The sequence below is a fragment of the Actinospica acidithermotolerans genome (assembly GCF_018139625.1).
Lineage (GTDB): Bacteria > Actinomycetota > Actinomycetes > Streptomycetales > Catenulisporaceae > Actinospica > Actinospica acidithermotolerans.
In genome coordinates this window covers 52,557-68,529 of the sequence record NZ_JAGSOH010000028.1, presented here as the reverse complement: position 1 = coordinate 68,529, position 15,973 = coordinate 52,557, and the positions used below count along the sequence as shown (strand labels likewise).

The 15,973-nt window shown below is 72.0% G+C and carries 11 protein-coding genes; all 11 read left to right on the top strand.

The window, feature by feature from the left end; all coding sequences use genetic code 11:
* Positions 1-148 precede the first annotated feature (148 nt).
* The 11 genes from KDK95_RS12500 to KDK95_RS12450 all read left to right on the top strand — a co-directional run bounded on the left by KDK95_RS12500 (position 149) and on the right by KDK95_RS12450 (position 15,961).
* Positions 149-1,552 (top strand): aspartate aminotransferase family protein, encoded by a 1,404-nt coding sequence (locus KDK95_RS12500; protein WP_212518278.1) that lies wholly within the window; start codon positions 149-151, stop codon positions 1,550-1,552.
* Positions 1,553-1,618: 66 nt separating this feature from the next.
* Entirely contained in the window at positions 1,619-2,500 is an 882-nt protein-coding gene (hpnC, locus tag KDK95_RS12495; protein ID WP_212518277.1) for a squalene synthase HpnC, read from the top strand.
* Positions 2,501-2,626: 126 nt separating this feature from the next.
* Positions 2,627-3,529, top strand: coding sequence for a phytoene/squalene synthase family protein (locus KDK95_RS12490; RefSeq protein ID WP_212518276.1), 903 nt, complete (start codon positions 2,627-2,629; stop codon positions 3,527-3,529).
* A complete protein-coding gene (hpnE, locus tag KDK95_RS12485; protein WP_212518275.1) occupies positions 3,526-4,962 on the top strand; it encodes a hydroxysqualene dehydroxylase HpnE in 1,437 nt (478 codons plus the stop codon). Before KDK95_RS12490 ends, hpnE begins: the two co-directional genes overlap by 4 nt.
* Positions 4,959-5,996 (top strand): polyprenyl synthetase family protein, encoded by a 1,038-nt coding sequence (locus tag KDK95_RS12480; RefSeq protein WP_212518274.1) that lies wholly within the window; start codon positions 4,959-4,961, stop codon positions 5,994-5,996. The genes hpnE and KDK95_RS12480 overlap by 4 nt, the downstream gene beginning before the upstream one ends.
* 26 nt (positions 5,997-6,022) lie before the next feature.
* Positions 6,023-8,020, top strand: a complete 1,998-nt coding sequence (gene shc / locus KDK95_RS12475; RefSeq protein WP_212518273.1) for a squalene--hopene cyclase — start codon at positions 6,023-6,025, stop codon at positions 8,018-8,020.
* An 8-nt stretch (positions 8,021-8,028) separates the two neighbouring features.
* Positions 8,029-9,600 carry a 4-hydroxy-3-methylbut-2-enyl diphosphate reductase gene (ispH, locus tag KDK95_RS12470; protein WP_212518272.1) on the top strand — a complete coding sequence of 524 codons (1,572 nt, stop codon included), beginning with the start codon at positions 8,029-8,031 and terminating at the stop codon, positions 9,598-9,600.
* Positions 9,601-9,610: 10 nt separating this feature from the next.
* Positions 9,611-10,615: an adenosyl-hopene transferase HpnH gene (gene hpnH / locus KDK95_RS12465; RefSeq protein ID WP_212518271.1), complete on the top strand. Its 1,005-nt coding sequence runs from the start codon at positions 9,611-9,613 to the stop codon at positions 10,613-10,615.
* A 134-nt stretch (positions 10,616-10,749) separates the two neighbouring features.
* Positions 10,750-11,811 carry a trypsin-like serine peptidase gene (locus KDK95_RS12460; RefSeq protein ID WP_212518270.1) on the top strand — a complete coding sequence of 354 codons (1,062 nt, stop codon included), beginning with the start codon at positions 10,750-10,752 and terminating at the stop codon, positions 11,809-11,811.
* Between the two features lie 215 nt (positions 11,812-12,026).
* Positions 12,027-13,487 (top strand): ammonium transporter, encoded by a 1,461-nt coding sequence (locus tag KDK95_RS12455; RefSeq protein ID WP_212518269.1) that lies wholly within the window; start codon positions 12,027-12,029, stop codon positions 13,485-13,487.
* A gap of 344 nt (positions 13,488-13,831) precedes the next feature.
* Complete coding sequence (locus tag KDK95_RS12450) at positions 13,832-15,961, top strand: ATP-binding SpoIIE family protein phosphatase (RefSeq protein ID WP_212518268.1); 2,130 nt, start codon at positions 13,832-13,834, stop codon at positions 15,959-15,961.
* Positions 15,962-15,973: the final 12 nt, after the last annotated feature.

Here is a 15,973-nt window from a genome sequence, read left to right as displayed (position 1 = left end):
GAGCGCGAAGGCACCCCGGCGCGTCGCAGGTATAGCTACCATCTGCTCAGATCCGACGCGAGAAGGTATACCCAAACGTGACCGTCTACGTCGGGCCCCGGGTGGGTAGGGGGCGCACTGGTGTAACGGGCGCGAGGAGGTTGGGCTCATGAGCGAGCTTGCGGGCGGTTTCGGCGAGGGATTCGATCTCGGAAAGCTGTTGAAAGAGCGGGCCGGCGAAGGCCATCGTCTCCAGGGCCGGATGCTCAATCCCCAACTTCCGCGCATGCTGCACGCGATCGGCTTCGACCGGACGTATACGCGCGCTGAGGGCGCTTATATGTACGACGCCGAGGGCCGCGATTATCTCGACTTCCTTTCCGGGTTCGGAGTGTTCGGGGTGGGCCGCAATCACCCGGTGGTGCGCTCGGCGCTGCACCAGGCCCTCGACGCCGACCTCGCCGACCTCGTCCAGTTCGACTCGCCGCTGCTCGCCGGGCTGCTCGCCGAAAAGCTGCTGGCGCGCGCGCCGCACCTGGACCGGGTCTACTTCGGCAACAGCGGGACCGAGGCCGTCGAGGCGGCGCTGAAGTTCGCGCGCTTCGCCACCGGCAGGCCGCGCGTCGTCTACTGCGACCACGCGTTCCACGGGCTGACCACGGGTTCCCTGTCGGTGAACGGGGCGGCGGAGTTCCGGGACGGCTTCGATCCGCTGCTGCCGGACACCCGGATCGCGCTCGGCGACCTCGAGGCGCTGGAGGCGGAGCTGCGCAAGGGCGGCGTGGCCGCTCTGCTGGTCGAGACGATCCAGGGCAAGGGCGTGCTCGAGCCGCCGCCCGGGTTCCTCAGCGCCGCGCACTCCCTGCTCAAGGACCACGGCGCGCTGCTGATCTGCGACGAGGTGCAGACCGGGATCGGCCGGACCGGCAGGTTCTTCGCCTACGAGCACGAGGACGTGCAGCCGGACATCGTGACCGTGGCCAAGGCGCTGTCCGGCGGGTTCGTGCCGGTGGGCGCGACCCTCGCGAAGGACTGGATCTTCGAGAAGGTCTACTCCTCGATGGACCGGGTCCTGGTGCACGACTCGACCTTCGGCTCCAACGCGATGGCGATGGTCGCCGGCCTGGCGACGCTGCAGGTCATCGAGGACGAGGAGCTGATCGAGAACGCGGAGCGGATGGGCGCGCTGCTGCTCTCGGAGCTCACCGAGCGGATCGGGAAATTCGAGATGCTCACCGACGTGCGCGGCCGCGGGCTGATGATCGGGTTCGAATTCGGCAAGCCGCGCTCGCTCAAGCTCAAGGCGGGCTGGAACACCCTGCAGGCCGCGCGCAAGGGGCTGTTCGCGCAGATGGTGGTGGTCCCGCTGTTCCAGCGGCACCGCATCCTCACCCAGGTCTCCGGCGACCACGTGGACATCATCAAACTGCTGCCGCCCTTGACGATCGGCGAGCCGGAGGTGGAACGTTTCCTCGACGCCTTCGACGACGTGATGCGCGACGCCCACAAGGGAACCGGCCTGATGTGGGACTTCGGGCGCACGCTGGTCACGCAGGCCGTCAAGCGGGGGTAGGCCGTGGCCCGCCCCGTTGCGCCCTCAGACGATGCAGTAACGTCCGGCCTCAATGAAGAGGAAGCAGTGACGATAGAACCCGCGGCGTCCCGCGTGACCGGAGACACCGGCGACCCGGCGTACTTCGCCGTCCGGGCCGCCGAGCAGGCCTCCGCCGAGAACTTCCCGGTCGCGATGCGCGTGCTGCCGAAGGCGGTGCGCGAGGACCTCGCGGCGTTCTACGTCTTCGCGCGGTACGTGGACGACCTCGGCGACGAGCTGACCGGCGACCGGACCGCGGCGCTGACCGAGGTGGACGCCGACCTCGGCCGGCTCGGCTCGGGCGGCACGCCCCGGCTCGACCCGGTGCGCGGGCTCGCCCGGTTCGTCGCGGACGGCCGGGTGCCGGTGGAGCCGTTCCACGACCTCGTCGCGGCGAACCTGATGGACCAGGTCAAGCTGCGGTACGCGACGTTCGCCGAGCTGGTGTCGTACTGCCGGCTCTCGGCCAACCCGGTCGGCCGGGTGGTGCTGCACCTCGCCGGCCAGGCGACGCCGCAGAACGTCGCCGAGTCGGACGCGGTGTGCACCGGGCTGCAGATCGTCGAGCACATCCAGGACGTGGCCGAGGACCGCGGCAACGGCCGGATCTACCTGCCGAACGAGGACTTGATCGCCTTCGGCGTGCGCGAGGACGAACTGGACGCCGGGCACGCGGACGAGGACCTCAGGGCCCTGCTGCGCTGGGAGGCGGGCCGGGCCGCGGTGATGCTCTCCAAGGGCGTGCCGCTGACCCGGCGGCTGCGCGGCTGGGCCAGGCCCGCGGTGATCGGCTACGTGGCGGGCGGCCGGGCGGCGCTGACCGCGCTGCGGAAGATCGACTACGACGTGCTCGCGGGCGCCCCGTCGACCGACAAGAAGGGCGTGCTGCGGGCGGCGCTGGGCGTGGTCGCGGGCCGCCGGCGCTGAGCCGCTCGCGGACCGGAACCGGGCCCGGCCCATCGCACGACCGTTCGGCGGACGAAAAGCGCAACGCCGCCGATCACACTTGCCCGGAGCCGCGGCGGGGGGAATCGCACGGCGTAGGATGCCCGGGTGACCAGCAGTACAGAACTCGCGGCCGCATATGCACTGTGTGAGCGGATCGTCGGCAGCCAGGCGAAGAACTTCTCCTACGGCATCAGATTGCTGCCCGGGCCCAAGCGCCGGGCGCTGTCCGCGATCTACGCCTTCGCGCGGCGGGTGGACGACATCGGGGACGGGGACCTACCGCATGATCAGAAGATCGCCGGACTGGCGGAGACCAGACGGCAGGCCGAGCATCCGGAGCGCTTCCCGGAGGACCCGGTGCTGGTGGCGCTGGCCGACTCGGCGCGGCGCTATCCGATCGACCTCGGCGCGTTCGGCGAGCTCGTCGACGGCTGCGAGATGGACCAGGTCGGCACCGCCTACGCGTCCTGGGACGAGCTCGCGGTCTACTGCCGCAACGTGGCCGGCTCGATCGGCCGGCTCTCGCTCGGCGTGTTCAACCCGCCCTCGCTGCACACCGACGAGGCGAAGGCGACCGAGGAGCTGGCGGACAAGCTGGGCCTCGCGCTGCAGCTGACCAACATCCTGCGCGACGTGCGCGAGGACCTGCAGGGCGGGCGCGTGTACCTGCCGCAGAAGACGCTCGACGAGTACGGCTGCGAGCTGAGGCTCCGCCAGGACGGCACGCTGGACCCGCAGGACGGCAGGCTGGCCGCGGTGATCCGGCACGAGGCGGCCCGCGCCGAGGCGCTGTACGCCGAGGGCCTGGCACTGCTCCCGCTGCTGGACTGGCGCTCGCGCGGCTGCTGCGGGGCGCTCTCCGGGATCTACCACGAGCTGCTCAAGGTGATCGCGGCCGAGCCGGAGGCGACGTTCGGCCGACGCCTGTCGCTCTCGGGCAGGACGAAGCTGGCGGTGGCGGCCCGCGCGCTGCGTCCCGAGCTGTCCGACCTGCGGCGCGGCCGATGAAGCGGGACCGGGACGGGGAATGGCCGCCGGCGAGCGGCCCGGGGGCCGGTGAGACCGGGCCGGCGGCGGGCGAATCGCCGCACGCGCTGGTGGTCGGCGGCGGGCTCGCCGGGATCACGACGGCGCTGATCCTCTCCGAGCGGGGCTGGCGGGTCACCCTCGCCGAGGCGCGGCCGCGGCTCGGCGGCCGGGCGACGTCGTACCAGCGGGGCGAGCTCACGGTCGACAACGGGCAGCACGTCTTCCTGCGCTGCTGCACGGCCTACCGCGGCCTGCTCGGGCGGCTGGACGCGGGCCCGGAGTCGGGGCTGTCCGTGCTGCAGGAGCGGCTGGACATCCCGCTGCGCGCCCCGGACGGCACGACGGCCCGGCTCAAGCGCACCGGCGCCCCGGCGCCGCTGCACCTGGCCGGCAGCCTCGCGGGCTACGGGCTGCTGCCGCTGAAGGACCGGGCCAGGCTCGGCCGGGCGGCGCTGGCGCTGCGGTTCACCGATCCGGCGGATCCGGCCGTGGACGCGAAGGGCTTCGGCCCGTTCCTGCGCGAGCGCGGCCAGACCGCGTCGGCGGTGGACCGGCTGTGGTCCGTGATCAGCACCGCGACCCTCAACATCGACCCGGATGCCGCCTCGCTCGCGCTGGCCGCCAAGGTGTTCCGCACCGGGCTGCTCGAGGACAACAGCGGCTCCGACCTGGGCTACGCCGCGGTCCCGCTCGGGGAGATCCACGACACGCGGGCCCGCGCCGCCCTGGTCAAGCAGGGCGTGGATGTTCGTGACGCGACTAAAGTGCTCTCCGTGGACGCCGACCGGACCGTGCGGCTGCGCACCCGCGACGAGGGCGAGCTGACGCTGCGCCCGGACGCGGTGGTGCTCGCGGTGCCGCACGACGCGGCCGCCGGACTGCTGCCGGACGGGGTCCGGAGGCCGTTCGCGGCGCTCGGCCACAGCCCGATCATGAACGTGCACGTGCGCTACGACCGGCCGGTGCTGGACGGGCCGTTCCTGGCCGGGGTCGACTCCCCGGCGCAGTGGATCTTCGACCGCACCGCGGCCGCCGGGCTGCCCGGCGCGGGCCGCTACGTGGCGGTCACCGTCTCGGCGGCGGACGCGCTGATCGGTCGCCCCGTCGCCGAACTGCGTCCGTTATTCGAGGACGAACTCAAGAAGCTGCTGCCCGAGGCGAGGGGCGCGAGCGTCGAGGAGTTCTTCGTCACCCGGGAGAAGCAGGCGACGTTCCGGCAGGCCAGCGGCAGCGCGGCGCTGCGCCCGGGGCCGGTCACCGCGGTCCCTGGGCTGTACCTGGCCGGCGCGTGGACCGCGACGGGCTGGCCGGACACGATGGAGAGCGCGGTGCGCAGCGGGATTAGCGCGGCGCGTGCTGCGCAAGAACACTTTGTGTCGGTACACGCGCACCGGAATGGAGCACGGGCTTGACTGAGACGCAGGCGGATACTGCGGAGCGCACGGCGGCGGAGATCCTCACCGAGACGAAAAAGCTGGTCGACCCGGAGATCGAGCGCCGGCTCGAAGGGCTGCACCCCCGGATGCGCGGCATCGCCCGCTATCACTTCGGCTGGCAGGACGCGCAGGGCCGGCCGGACCCGCACGGCTCCGGCGGCAAGGCGCTGCGCCCGGCCCTGGCCGTGCTCGGCGCCCGCGCGGCGGGCGCCGCCGGGGACGAGCCAGCGGTGATCGACGCGGCGGTGGCCGTGGAGCTGATCCACAACTTCTCGCTGCTGCACGACGACATCATGGACGGCGACCGCACCCGGCGGCACCGGCCGACCGCGTGGACCGTGTTCGGCGAGAACCAGACGCTGCTGGCCGGCTGCGCGCTGCAGACCCTGGCCTTCGAGGTGCTGGCCGAGCGCAGCCCGTCCGCGGTCCCGGCACTCGGCGCGATGGTGCAGGAGCTGATCGCGGGTCAGAGCGAGGACCTGGAGCTGGCCGGGAACGAGTCGGCGACGGTGGAGCAGTGCCTGCTGATGGAGCAGGGCAAGACCGCGAGCCTGCTGTCCGCGAGCGCGAGCCTGGGGGCCCAGGCGTACGGCGCGGGCCCGGAGAAGGTCCGGCTGCTCGCCGAGTACGGCCATCATCTCGGCATGGCCTTCCAGCTCGTCGACGACATGCTGGGCATCTGGGGCGAGACCGACACCACCGGTAAGCCGGTCGCCGCGGACCTCGCCGCGCGCAAGCGCTCCGCGCCGGTCGTGGCGGCCCTGTCGGCGGGCTCCGAGGCGTCCGGGGAGCTGCGCGCGGTGCTCGCGCAGCCGGGCGAGCTGAGCGCCGCCGATCTCGTCCGCGCGGCGGATCTGGTGGAGCGCGCCGGGGGGCGTGCGTGGAGCCGGGAACGCGCCGACCTGCACACACGCGAGTCCCTAGCCCGATTGGACCGCTTGGCCCCGCCGCCCAGCGCGCTCGCCGATCTCGCCGAAGTCACCAGGTTTCTCCTCTCAAGGACGTGGTAAGGGGCGTGCCGAGGAGGCACGCTGACATGACTGCGATCGCGGAACGGCCGGTCTCGACCGGCCGCCCCCCGGGCCCACCCGAGGCCGCATCCCGAGCCGCCGAGTCCGCGCGCGGGCATCTGCTCGCGCTGCAGGACCCGGCCGGCTGGTGGAAGGGGGAGCTGGCGACCAATGTGACGATGGACGCCGAGGACCTGCTGCTGCGCGAGTTCCTGGGCATCTCGGACCCACGGACCGTCGAGCAGACGGCCCGGTGGATCCGATCCCAGCAACGGGCCGACGGAACCTGGGCCACCTTCCACGGCGGCCCGGCCGAGCTGTCCACCACGGTCGAGGCGTACGTGGCGCTGCGGCTGGCGGGCGACCGGCCTAAGGACGCGCACATGGCCGGGGCGGCCGAGTGGATCAGGGCGAACGGCGGGCTCGAGGCGACCCGGGTGTTCACCCGGATCTGGCTGGCCCTGTTCGGGCTGTGGAGCTGGGACGACCTGCCGGCCATGCCGCCCGAGCTGATCTTCCTGCCCCGGCAGGTCCCGCTGAACGTCTACGACTGGGCCTGCTGGGCCCGGCAGACCGTGGTGCCGCTGACGATCGTCTGGCACTACAAGCCGAGCCGTCCGCTGCCGTTCGGGGTGGACGAGCTGCGCACCGGCCTCGTCCCGGGACCGGCCCCGGACGAGGATCGGATCTCGACGTTCTTCCGCGGCCTCGACCGCTGGCTGCACCGGTACGAGAAGCGGCGGATCCCGGTGGTGCGCCGTGCGGCGCTGCGCCAGGCCGCCGAGTGGATCATCGCCCGGCAGGAGGCGGACGGCTGCTGGGGCGGGATCCAGCCGCCCTGGGTCTACTCCCTGATGGCCCTGCACCTGATGGGCTATCCGATGGACCACCCCGTGATCCGCGCCGGGATCGCCGGCCTGGACGGCTTCGTGGTGCGCGAGGAGACCGCGCAGGGCCCGACGCGGCGGCTGGAAGCCTGCCAGTCCCCGGTGTGGGACACCGCGCTCTCGCTCGTCGCGCTCGCCGACTCGGGCAGCGGCCCGCAGGACGCGGCGTACGCGAGCGGCATCGACTGGCTGCTCGGCGAGGAGATCACCGTCAAGGGCGACTGGTCGGTGCGCCGGCCCGCGCTGGCCCCCGGCGGCTGGGCGTTCGAGTTCGCCAACGACGGCTACCCGGACACCGACGACACGGCCGAGATCCTGCTGGCGCTGATGCGGGCCCGCAACCCCGACGGGGAGCCGGTGCGCGAGCGCAGGATCCGGGCCGCGATGGACCGCGGTCTCGCCTGGGTCGAGGGGATGCAGTCCAAGGACGGCGGCTGGGGCGCGTTCGACGCGGACAACACCCGCACGCTCATCAACAAGCTGCCGTTCTGCGACTTCGGCGCGGTGATCGACCCGCCGTCAGCCGACGTGACCGCGCACATCGTCGAGGCGTACGCGGCGCTCGGCAAGGGCCACTCTCCCGCCGCGCTGCGCGGCGTCCGCTGGCTGCTTGACCACCAGGAGCAGGACGGCTCCTGGTTCGGCCGCTGGGGCGCCAACCACGTGTACGGCACCGGGGCGGTGGTGCCCGCGCTGACCGCGGCGGGCATCGCGCCCTCGCACCCGGCGCTGCGCCGCGCGACGGCGTGGGTGATCGGGCATCAGAACCTCGACGGCGGCTGGGGCGAGGATTTGCGCTCGTACGTCGATCCCGCGTGGATCGGCCGCGGCGACTCCACCGCCTCGCAGACCGCATGGGCGCTGCTCGCGCTGCTGTCGGTCGCCGAGACTCCGTCAGCCGTGACCCCGGAGCTGCGCGCGGCGATCGACCGCGGCGTGCTCTACCTGGCGGAGACTCAGCGCCCTGACGGAACCTGGGACGAGGACCTGTTCACCGGCACCGGGTTCCCCGGCGACTTCTACATCAACTACCACCTCTACCGGCTTGTCTTTCCGCTGACCGCGCTCGGCCGCGCCGTAGACTTTTACAGCGTGGCTGCGCACACCGCCGATTACGACGTTGTGGAAAGCACATGAGCGAATCAATGAGCACAGTCGCGAACGCCCGGCCCGGCGCCGGCGAAGCGTTGCGGAGCGCCCCAGTGACGGTGGCCGCCGCGCTCGGCATCGAGGCGCGGGCGCTGCGCCGCGGCGCCGGCCTGGAGACCAGCGTCGTCACGGTGGGCATGCGGGCCGCGCGCGCGGCCCGGGTGCTGCCGCGGGACGGCGCGCCGGTGGTGCTCGCGGGCGTGGCCGGCGGGCTGCCGTCGCAGGTGCGCGCGGGCGACGTCGTGGTCTCCAGCGAGATCCACGGCCCGGACGGCGCCGTGGTCCACTCCCCCGCCGCCCCGCTGCTCGCCGCGGCGCTGCGGCGGGTGCTGCCGGGCACGAGGGTGCACCTCGGCCCGACGGTGACCACGGACCGCGTCGTGCACGGCAAGCGCCGCAGGGCCCTGGCCGCCGAGGGCTACCTCTCGGTGGACATGGAGGGCTCGGTGCTCGGCACGCTCACCGACTCGCCGTTCGCGGCGGTCAGGGTCGTGGTCGACGACGCGTCGGCGGGGCTCGTGCACCCGGCGACGCCGGGCCGCGGCCGTGCCGCCCTCAAGACCCTGGCGAAGCTCGTCGCGGCGATCGAGTCCTGGGCCGCCGCGGCACACCCCTCGCGCCGGGTCGTGCTCGCCTCGCCGCGTTCGTTCTGCGCCGGCGTGGAGCGGGCCATCGAGATCGTCGAGCAGGCGCTGGAGACCTACGGGCCGCCGGTGTATGTGCGCAGGCAGATCGTGCACAACACGTTCGTCGTGGCCGACCTGGAGCGGCGCGGCGCGATCTTCGTCGAGGAGCTGAGCGAGGTTCCGGACGGCGTGCCGGTGGTGCTCTCGGCGCACGGCGTGGCCCCGTCGGTGCGGCTGGAGGCCGAGGCCAGGGCGCTGGCCGTGGTCGACGCCACGTGCCCGCTGGTGGCCAAGGTGCACTCCGAGGCGCGCAGGGCGCTGCGCGACGGGAACAGCGTCGTGTTCATCGGGCACCCGAACCACGACGAATCAGAGGGTCTGATGGGCGAGGACCCGGACCCGCGTTCTCCGCGCATCCATCTGGTGGAGAGCCCGGAGGAGGTCAAGGCGCTCGAGGTGCCCGACCCCGACCGGGTCGCCTACCTGATGCAGACCACCCTGGCCGAGGACGAGGCCGAGCACGTCGTGAAGGCGCTGCGGGAGACGTTCCCCGGCATCGGGGAGCCGCCGAGTTCGGACATCTGCTACGCGACGACGAACCGGCAGCGCGCGATCCGCGACGTGGCCGCGGGCGCCGACGTGGTGCTGGTGGTCGGCTCGGCGAACTCCTCGAACTCGCTGCGCCTGGTCGAGGTGGCCGAGCGCGCGGGAGCCGCCGCCCACCTGGTGGACGGCGCCGACCAGGTCGATCCCGCGTGGCTGGCCGGCGCGGGAACGGTCGGCCTGACGGCCGGCGCGTCCGCGCCGCCCGCGCTGGTGGAGGAGGTGGTCGCGGCGCTCGCCGCGCTCGGCCCGATCCGCCGCGAGGAGCCCGCGGGCACCGAGGAGACCTACCGCTTCACCCTGCCGGCGATGCCCGCACTGCCGACGAAGAAAGCCTGAGAGGGGAACCATGTCCATTCCGTTGCGGCAGACCGCGAGGCTGGGCGCCTATCTGTTCAAGCAGAAGATCAAGGGCGTCAAGAAGTTCCCGCTGATCGTCGAGCTCGAACCGCTCTTCGCGTGCAACCTGGCCTGCGCCGGCTGCGGCAAGATCCAGCACCCGGCCAACGTCCTCAAGCAGCGCATGCCGGTCGAGCAGGCCGTCGGCGCCATCGTGGAGTCGGGCGCGCCGATGGTCTCGATCGCGGGCGGCGAGCCGCTGATGCACCCGCAGATCGACGAGATCGTCAACCAACTGATCGCCAAGAAGAAGTTCGTCTACCTGTGCACGAACGGGCTGCTGCTCAAGCGGCACCTGCACAAGTTCAAGCCCTCGCCGTACTTCGCCTGGGTCGTGCACATCGACGGCCTGAAGGAGGCGCACGACCGGGCGGTGAGCAAGGAGGGCGGCTTCGAGGGCGCGGTCGAGGCGATCCGGCTGGCCAAGGAGGCCGGGTTCAAGGTCAACACGAACACGACCTTCTTCAACACCGACACGGCCCAGTCCGTGATCGAGGTGCTGGACTACCTGAACGACGACCTCAAGGTCGACAACCTGATGATCTCCCCGGCGTACGCCTACGAGAAGGCGCCGGACCAGGAGCACTTCCTCGGCGTCACGCAGACCCGGGAGCTGTTCAAGAAGGCCTTCGCGGACGGCCGCCGGCAGAAGTGGCGCTTCAACCACTCGGCACTGTTCCTGGACTTCCTGGAGGGCAAGCGGGACTTCGAGTGCACCCCCTGGGGCATCCCGTCGTACTCGCTCTTCGGCTGGCAGCGGCCCTGCTACCTGCTCAACGACGGCTACGTGAGCACCTACAAGGAGCTGATCGAGACCACCGACTGGGACAAGTTCGGCCGGGGCAAGGATCCGCGCTGCGCGAACTGCATGGCGCACTGCGGCTACGAGCCCTCGGCGGTGCTGGCGACGATGTCCTCGCTCAAGGAGTCGATCCGGGCGGCCAGGGACATCTAAGATTCGGTTAAGGCCTTCCCGCTCCCGGGTGCCCGCGCGCTGGCGCGGGCACCCGGTTTGGGGAGATCATGGCCGGGTCGTGTCCGTCCGGCATCCGGACGACGGCCAGTACCTCACCGGTGGGATCGGATTTCATGGTTCGAGCAGGGCGGGAGCGGGCGCGGCGGCGGTCCGTCGGCCTCGCGGTCGCGGGCGCAGGGGTGGTCGCGCTCGGCGCCGGGATCCTGTGGCCCACCGTGCTCGGCCACCGGAACACCGCGTACGCGAACGGCGGCGTCATCCCGATCCCGTCCTCCGACGCGTCCGCCGCGGGCTCCTACTGGACCTCCCGGCTGAACTCCGCCTCCGCGACCGCCCCGCGCGGCTCCGGCGCCGCGGCCGGCGCGCTCGGCTCCGGCAGCGCCGTGCCGAACCCGACCGCGAACGCGACCGGGTCCGGGTCGGGCAGCGCGGCGGCCAAGGAGGCCTACAGCGCGGCCGCCGGCACCCCGATGACGGTCTCCAGCCCGCTCGCCGGCGTCGCCTTCGGCGGCTTGCCACAGGTGGGGGCGATGTTCAGCACCTCGGACGGCTCGATCTCCGGCCAGGGCCACTACTGCACCGGCAGCGTGGTCAACAGCCCCGAGGGCGACATCGTCGTGACGGCGGCGCACTGCGTGTACGACTCCTCCGGCGTCTACACCGACATCGCCTTCGTGCCCGGCTACCACGACGGCGAGGACCCGTACGGCGTGTGGATCCCGTCGGCGGTCATCGTGCCGCCGCAGTGGGCGGCCACCAGCGACCCGAACTACGACGTGGCGTTCCTGGTCGTGCACCAGGAGGGCTCGGAGACCAAGATCCAGGACGTGGTCGGCGGCGACGACCTCGGCCTGAGCCCCGGCTACACGGGCCTGACCCGGGTCATCGGCTACCCGGAGTCCACCGAGGAGCCGGTGGACTGCACGAACTACACCTCGGAGTTCAGCGACCCCTCGCTGACCACCCCGCAGCTGCAGTTCGACTGCGACGACTACCCCGGCGGCACCAGCGGCGGCCCGTTCCTGCAGGACGTGGACTCGACCACGGACCTCGGCACGGTCGTCGGGGTGATCGGCGGCTACGAGGCCGGCGGCGACGTCCCGGACGTGTCCTACTCCGTCTACTTCGGCGACTGGGTCGGCGCGCTCTACGCGCAGGCCGAATCCGAGGGCTGATATTCCGGCGCGGTCGCCGGGCGGTTCCCAGGCCGTGGGCGTCCACCTGTAGCCATGCGCCGTTCGTAGCATTCGCGAAACAGATCCGCTATCGCCGTGTCACGGCGCACTGTCAAGGTGCGCGCAATATCCCGTAATCCATTGCCGCACAGGGGTATTCCGCGCGATCAACCGCACCTTGCACGTTCACGCAGCATTGACGAACGGAGCGCACAGTGCACCTGACTTACATCCCCTATCCGACCACCGGGTACTCCTCGGGGGACGCCGCCTGGCAGCTGACCGCGGCCACCCTGGTCGGGTTGATGAGCCTGCCCGGCCTGGCGGTGCTCTACGGCGGGCTGGTCCAGAAGAAATGGGCCGTCAACACCATGTTGATGGCCTTCAGCGCGTTCTCGCTGGTGTTGATCGTCTGGGCGCTGTGGGCGTTCAACATGGGCTTCGGCAGCCCGTGGATCAAGACCACGGTGGCCGGCTCCGGCAGCGGTTTCGTGGGCGTGCCGAGAACCTCGCTCGGCGCCGGACAGGAATCGCAGGCCTCGATTCCGCTGCTGTCCGGGCTGATGCCGCCCTTCAACTTCTCCGAATCGGCGCTGTTCTACTTCCAGTTCGTCTTCGCCGCCATCACCCCGCTGCTGTGGCTCGGCTCGGTGATCGGGCGGATGAGCTTCAAGGCCTGGCTCATCGTGGTGCCGCTGTGGACCACGATCGTCTACACGGTCGACGCCTTCATGCTGTGGGGCGGCGGCTTCTGGGCCGGCATGGGCGCGGTGGACTACTCCGGCGGGTACGTCATCCACCTGTCGGCGGGCACCGCGGGCTTCGTGGCGGCGGCGGTGATCGGGCCGCGGCTGAAGAAGGACCGCGAGCACGGCGCCCCGAACAACCTGCTGCTGTGCGCGACCGGCGCGGGCATCCTGTGGCTGGGCTGGAACGGGTTCAACGGCGGCGACCCGTACTTCGCCGGCGCGGACGCGGCCCTGGCCGTGGTCAACACGAACCTGGCCACCGCGGTGGCGCTGATGACCTGGCTGCTGATGGACCTGTTCTTCAGCCCCGCCAAGAAGCCGACGCTGCTCGGCGCGATCAACGGCATGATCGTCGGCCTGGTCACCATCACCCCGTCCGCCGGCTACCTCAACGGCCTCGGCGCGATCGCGGTGGGCGCGATCACCTCGGTGGTCGTGTGGCTGAGCTGGTACAAGCTGTCCAAGAAGTGGTTCTTCGCCAAGGTGGACGACACCCTGGGCGTCGTCTACACGCACGGCATCGCAGGGCTCTGCGGCGGTCTTCTGGTGGGGATCTTCGCCGACCCGAACGTGCTGGTCTACCTGGCCGGCGACTCGAAGTCCTCGGCGGTCTCGGTCACCGGGCTGCTCTACGGCTCGCACACCTGGCACCAGCTCGAGGTGCAGGCGGGCGCGGCCCTCACGGTCATCGGCTGGACCGCGCTGTGCACCTTCCTGATCCTCAAGTTCGTCGGCCTGTTCGTCAAGCTGCGGCTGACCGACGAGCAACTCGAGACCGGCGACCTCGCGATCCACGACGAGGTCGTGTACCCGAGTGACACGCTCAGCACATCAGTGAGTGAACCGGCCCTCGCCGGCGCGGCCGCGCCGGCGGCGCACGCGGCGGAACCGGTCGCCGAGGCCGAGGTCCCCGCGGCCGAAAGCTGACCTGGAAAACGGCTCCGGGACCACAGCGGATCCGGCGCGGGTCCACTCCCGGGCCGCGCCGGATCCCGTTGCCCGGCAGCGGAATCCGCCGATTCGTCCCCGCCCGCCCGGTTCGGCGGCGCGGGGACGATCGTTTCTCCGTTCGATAGCACCCCTGTTCGCTCCCGTGCGCCCCCGGCGGGTACGGGTGGGGAGTGTGGGGAACGGGTAGGGCGAGGAAGTGACCCAGATCGTCACCCGGCGTGTGCGGCCGAGCGCTATTTCCGCGCCCTGTCTTGATTCACGGCCCTGACAGGACGATATACTTCCGACCGCCCACCTGGACGAACGAGAGCGAGCTCGAGATGGGGGCAACACCCTGGAGCAGGGCGTTCGGGGGTGAACAGACCCCCGCCGCGCCGCAGCGGCCGTGGCCGGCGACCCTGACCGTCGGCACGGACGGCAGGATCACCAGCTGGAGCCGGGGCGCGCAGGCGCTGTTCGGGCTCTCGGCCGGCCGGGCCTGCGGCCGCCGTATGCGTACCCTGATGGTGCGGCCCGAAGACCGCGCGTCGCTGGACGAGCTGCTCGGCACCGTGCTGGCCGGGCGCAGCTGGTCGGGCTCGCTGCCGCTGCTGGACGCCGACGGGCTCGTTCACCCGGTCGAGTGCGGCTGGCAGCCGATCCAGGACCGGCGCGGCCGTCCCGGCGCGCTGATCGTGGTGACCGACCGGGTCGGCCAGTCCGTGCCGGCCGCGCGCCCCGCGCCGCTCGGCACCGCCGAGGCCGCGCTCGCCGCCATCGGCCAGTTCCAGGAGCACGCGGCCTCGGTCGCGATGATGCGCCGGGTGCAGCTGCTCACCGAGGCGAACACCATGATCGGCACCACGCTGGACATGGCGCACACCGCGCAGGAGCTGCTGAACGTCGCCGTCCCGCGCTTCGCCGACACGGCGTCCGTGGTGCTGATGGAGTCGGTCGTCGACGAGTTCGAGCTGCCGCCGCCGTGGCTGGAGGGCGACGAGATCCGGGTGCGCCGGGTCGCCGTGAAGGCGCAGGACCCCGCGCTCGAGGCGATGCTGCCCGAGGACGCGACCGTGCTGCACGCGCCGAACACGGTGTTCGGCCAGGTGCTGCGCACCGGCAGGCCGCGCACCCTCAGCTCGCTGGACCTCGCCGCGGCGCAGAAGCTGTGGCCCGGGATGGACCCGTCCCCCGCCCCGCACCTCGTGGGCAACTGCATGCTCGTGGTCCCGCTCGTCGCGCGCGGCGCCGTCCTCGGCATCGCGATGTTCGCCCGCGGCTCGGACCGCAGGCCGTTCTCCGGCGGCGAGGCCGTGCTCGGCGAGGAGTTCGCCGCCCGCGCGGCCCTGTGCGTGGACAACGCGCGGCTCTACAGCCACGAGCGCAACACGGCCCTGATGCTGCAGCGAGCGCTGCTGCCGGCCGACTCCGGCGACCACACCGGCGTCGACGTGGCGCACCGCTACCTTCCCGCCAGCGACCTGACCGGCGTCGGCGGCGACTGGTACGACGTCATCGGCCTGCGCGGCGGCCGCGTCGCCATGGTCGTGGGCGACGTCATGGGCCACGGAATCCGCGCCGCCGCCGTCATGGGCCAGCTGCGCACCGCGACCCGGACGCTCGCGGCGCTGGACCTGCAGCCCGCCGAGGTGCTCCGCAACCTCGACGAGCTCGCCGACGGCCTCGGCGACGGCGAGATACTGTTCGCGACGTGCCTCGTGGCGGTCTACGACCCGGCGACCCGCATCTGCCGCATAGCGCGCGCTGGCCACATCCCGCCCCTCATGGTCACCCCCGACGGCGAGACCACCATCATCGACCTGCCGCCGGGCGTCCCGCTCGGCGTCGGCGGGCACACGTTCGAGAGCAAGGACATCGAGTTCGAGGACGAGAGCCTGCTCGTCCTGTGCACCGACGGCCTCGTCGAGAGCAGGGCGCCGGGCCGCGACATCGACGACGGCATGCAGGACCTCGTCCGCGAGATCAAGGACGCGACCCTGCCGCTGGAGGCCATCGCCGACACGGTCATCTCCGGCCTGCGCGGCGACCGCACCATGGACGACGCAGCGCTCGTCATCGCGAGAGTCCGCGGCATCCCGTCCACCGCCACAGCCCAGTGGACCGTGGAGCCCGAGCTCCCGGCCGTCGCCCGCGCCCGCAAGAACGTCCGCAGCACCCTCCACGGCTGGGGGCTGAGCCAGCTCGAGGAGACCGCGGAGCTGCTCGCAAGCGAGCTGGTCACGAACGCGCTGCTCTACACCAACGGCCCGATCAGCGTCCGTCTCCTGCGCGACAACGCGCTGCTCTGCGAGGTCTACGACACCTCCGACGAGACCCCGCAGCTGCGCGCCGCGGACCAGGACGACGACGGCGGCCGCGGGCTCCACCTCGTCAAGGCCCTGTCGCAGCGCTGGGGAACGCGGCGGACGAGCGGCGGGAAGAGCGTCTGGTTCGAGTTGGCGCTGCCGTAGCGCGAGATCCGG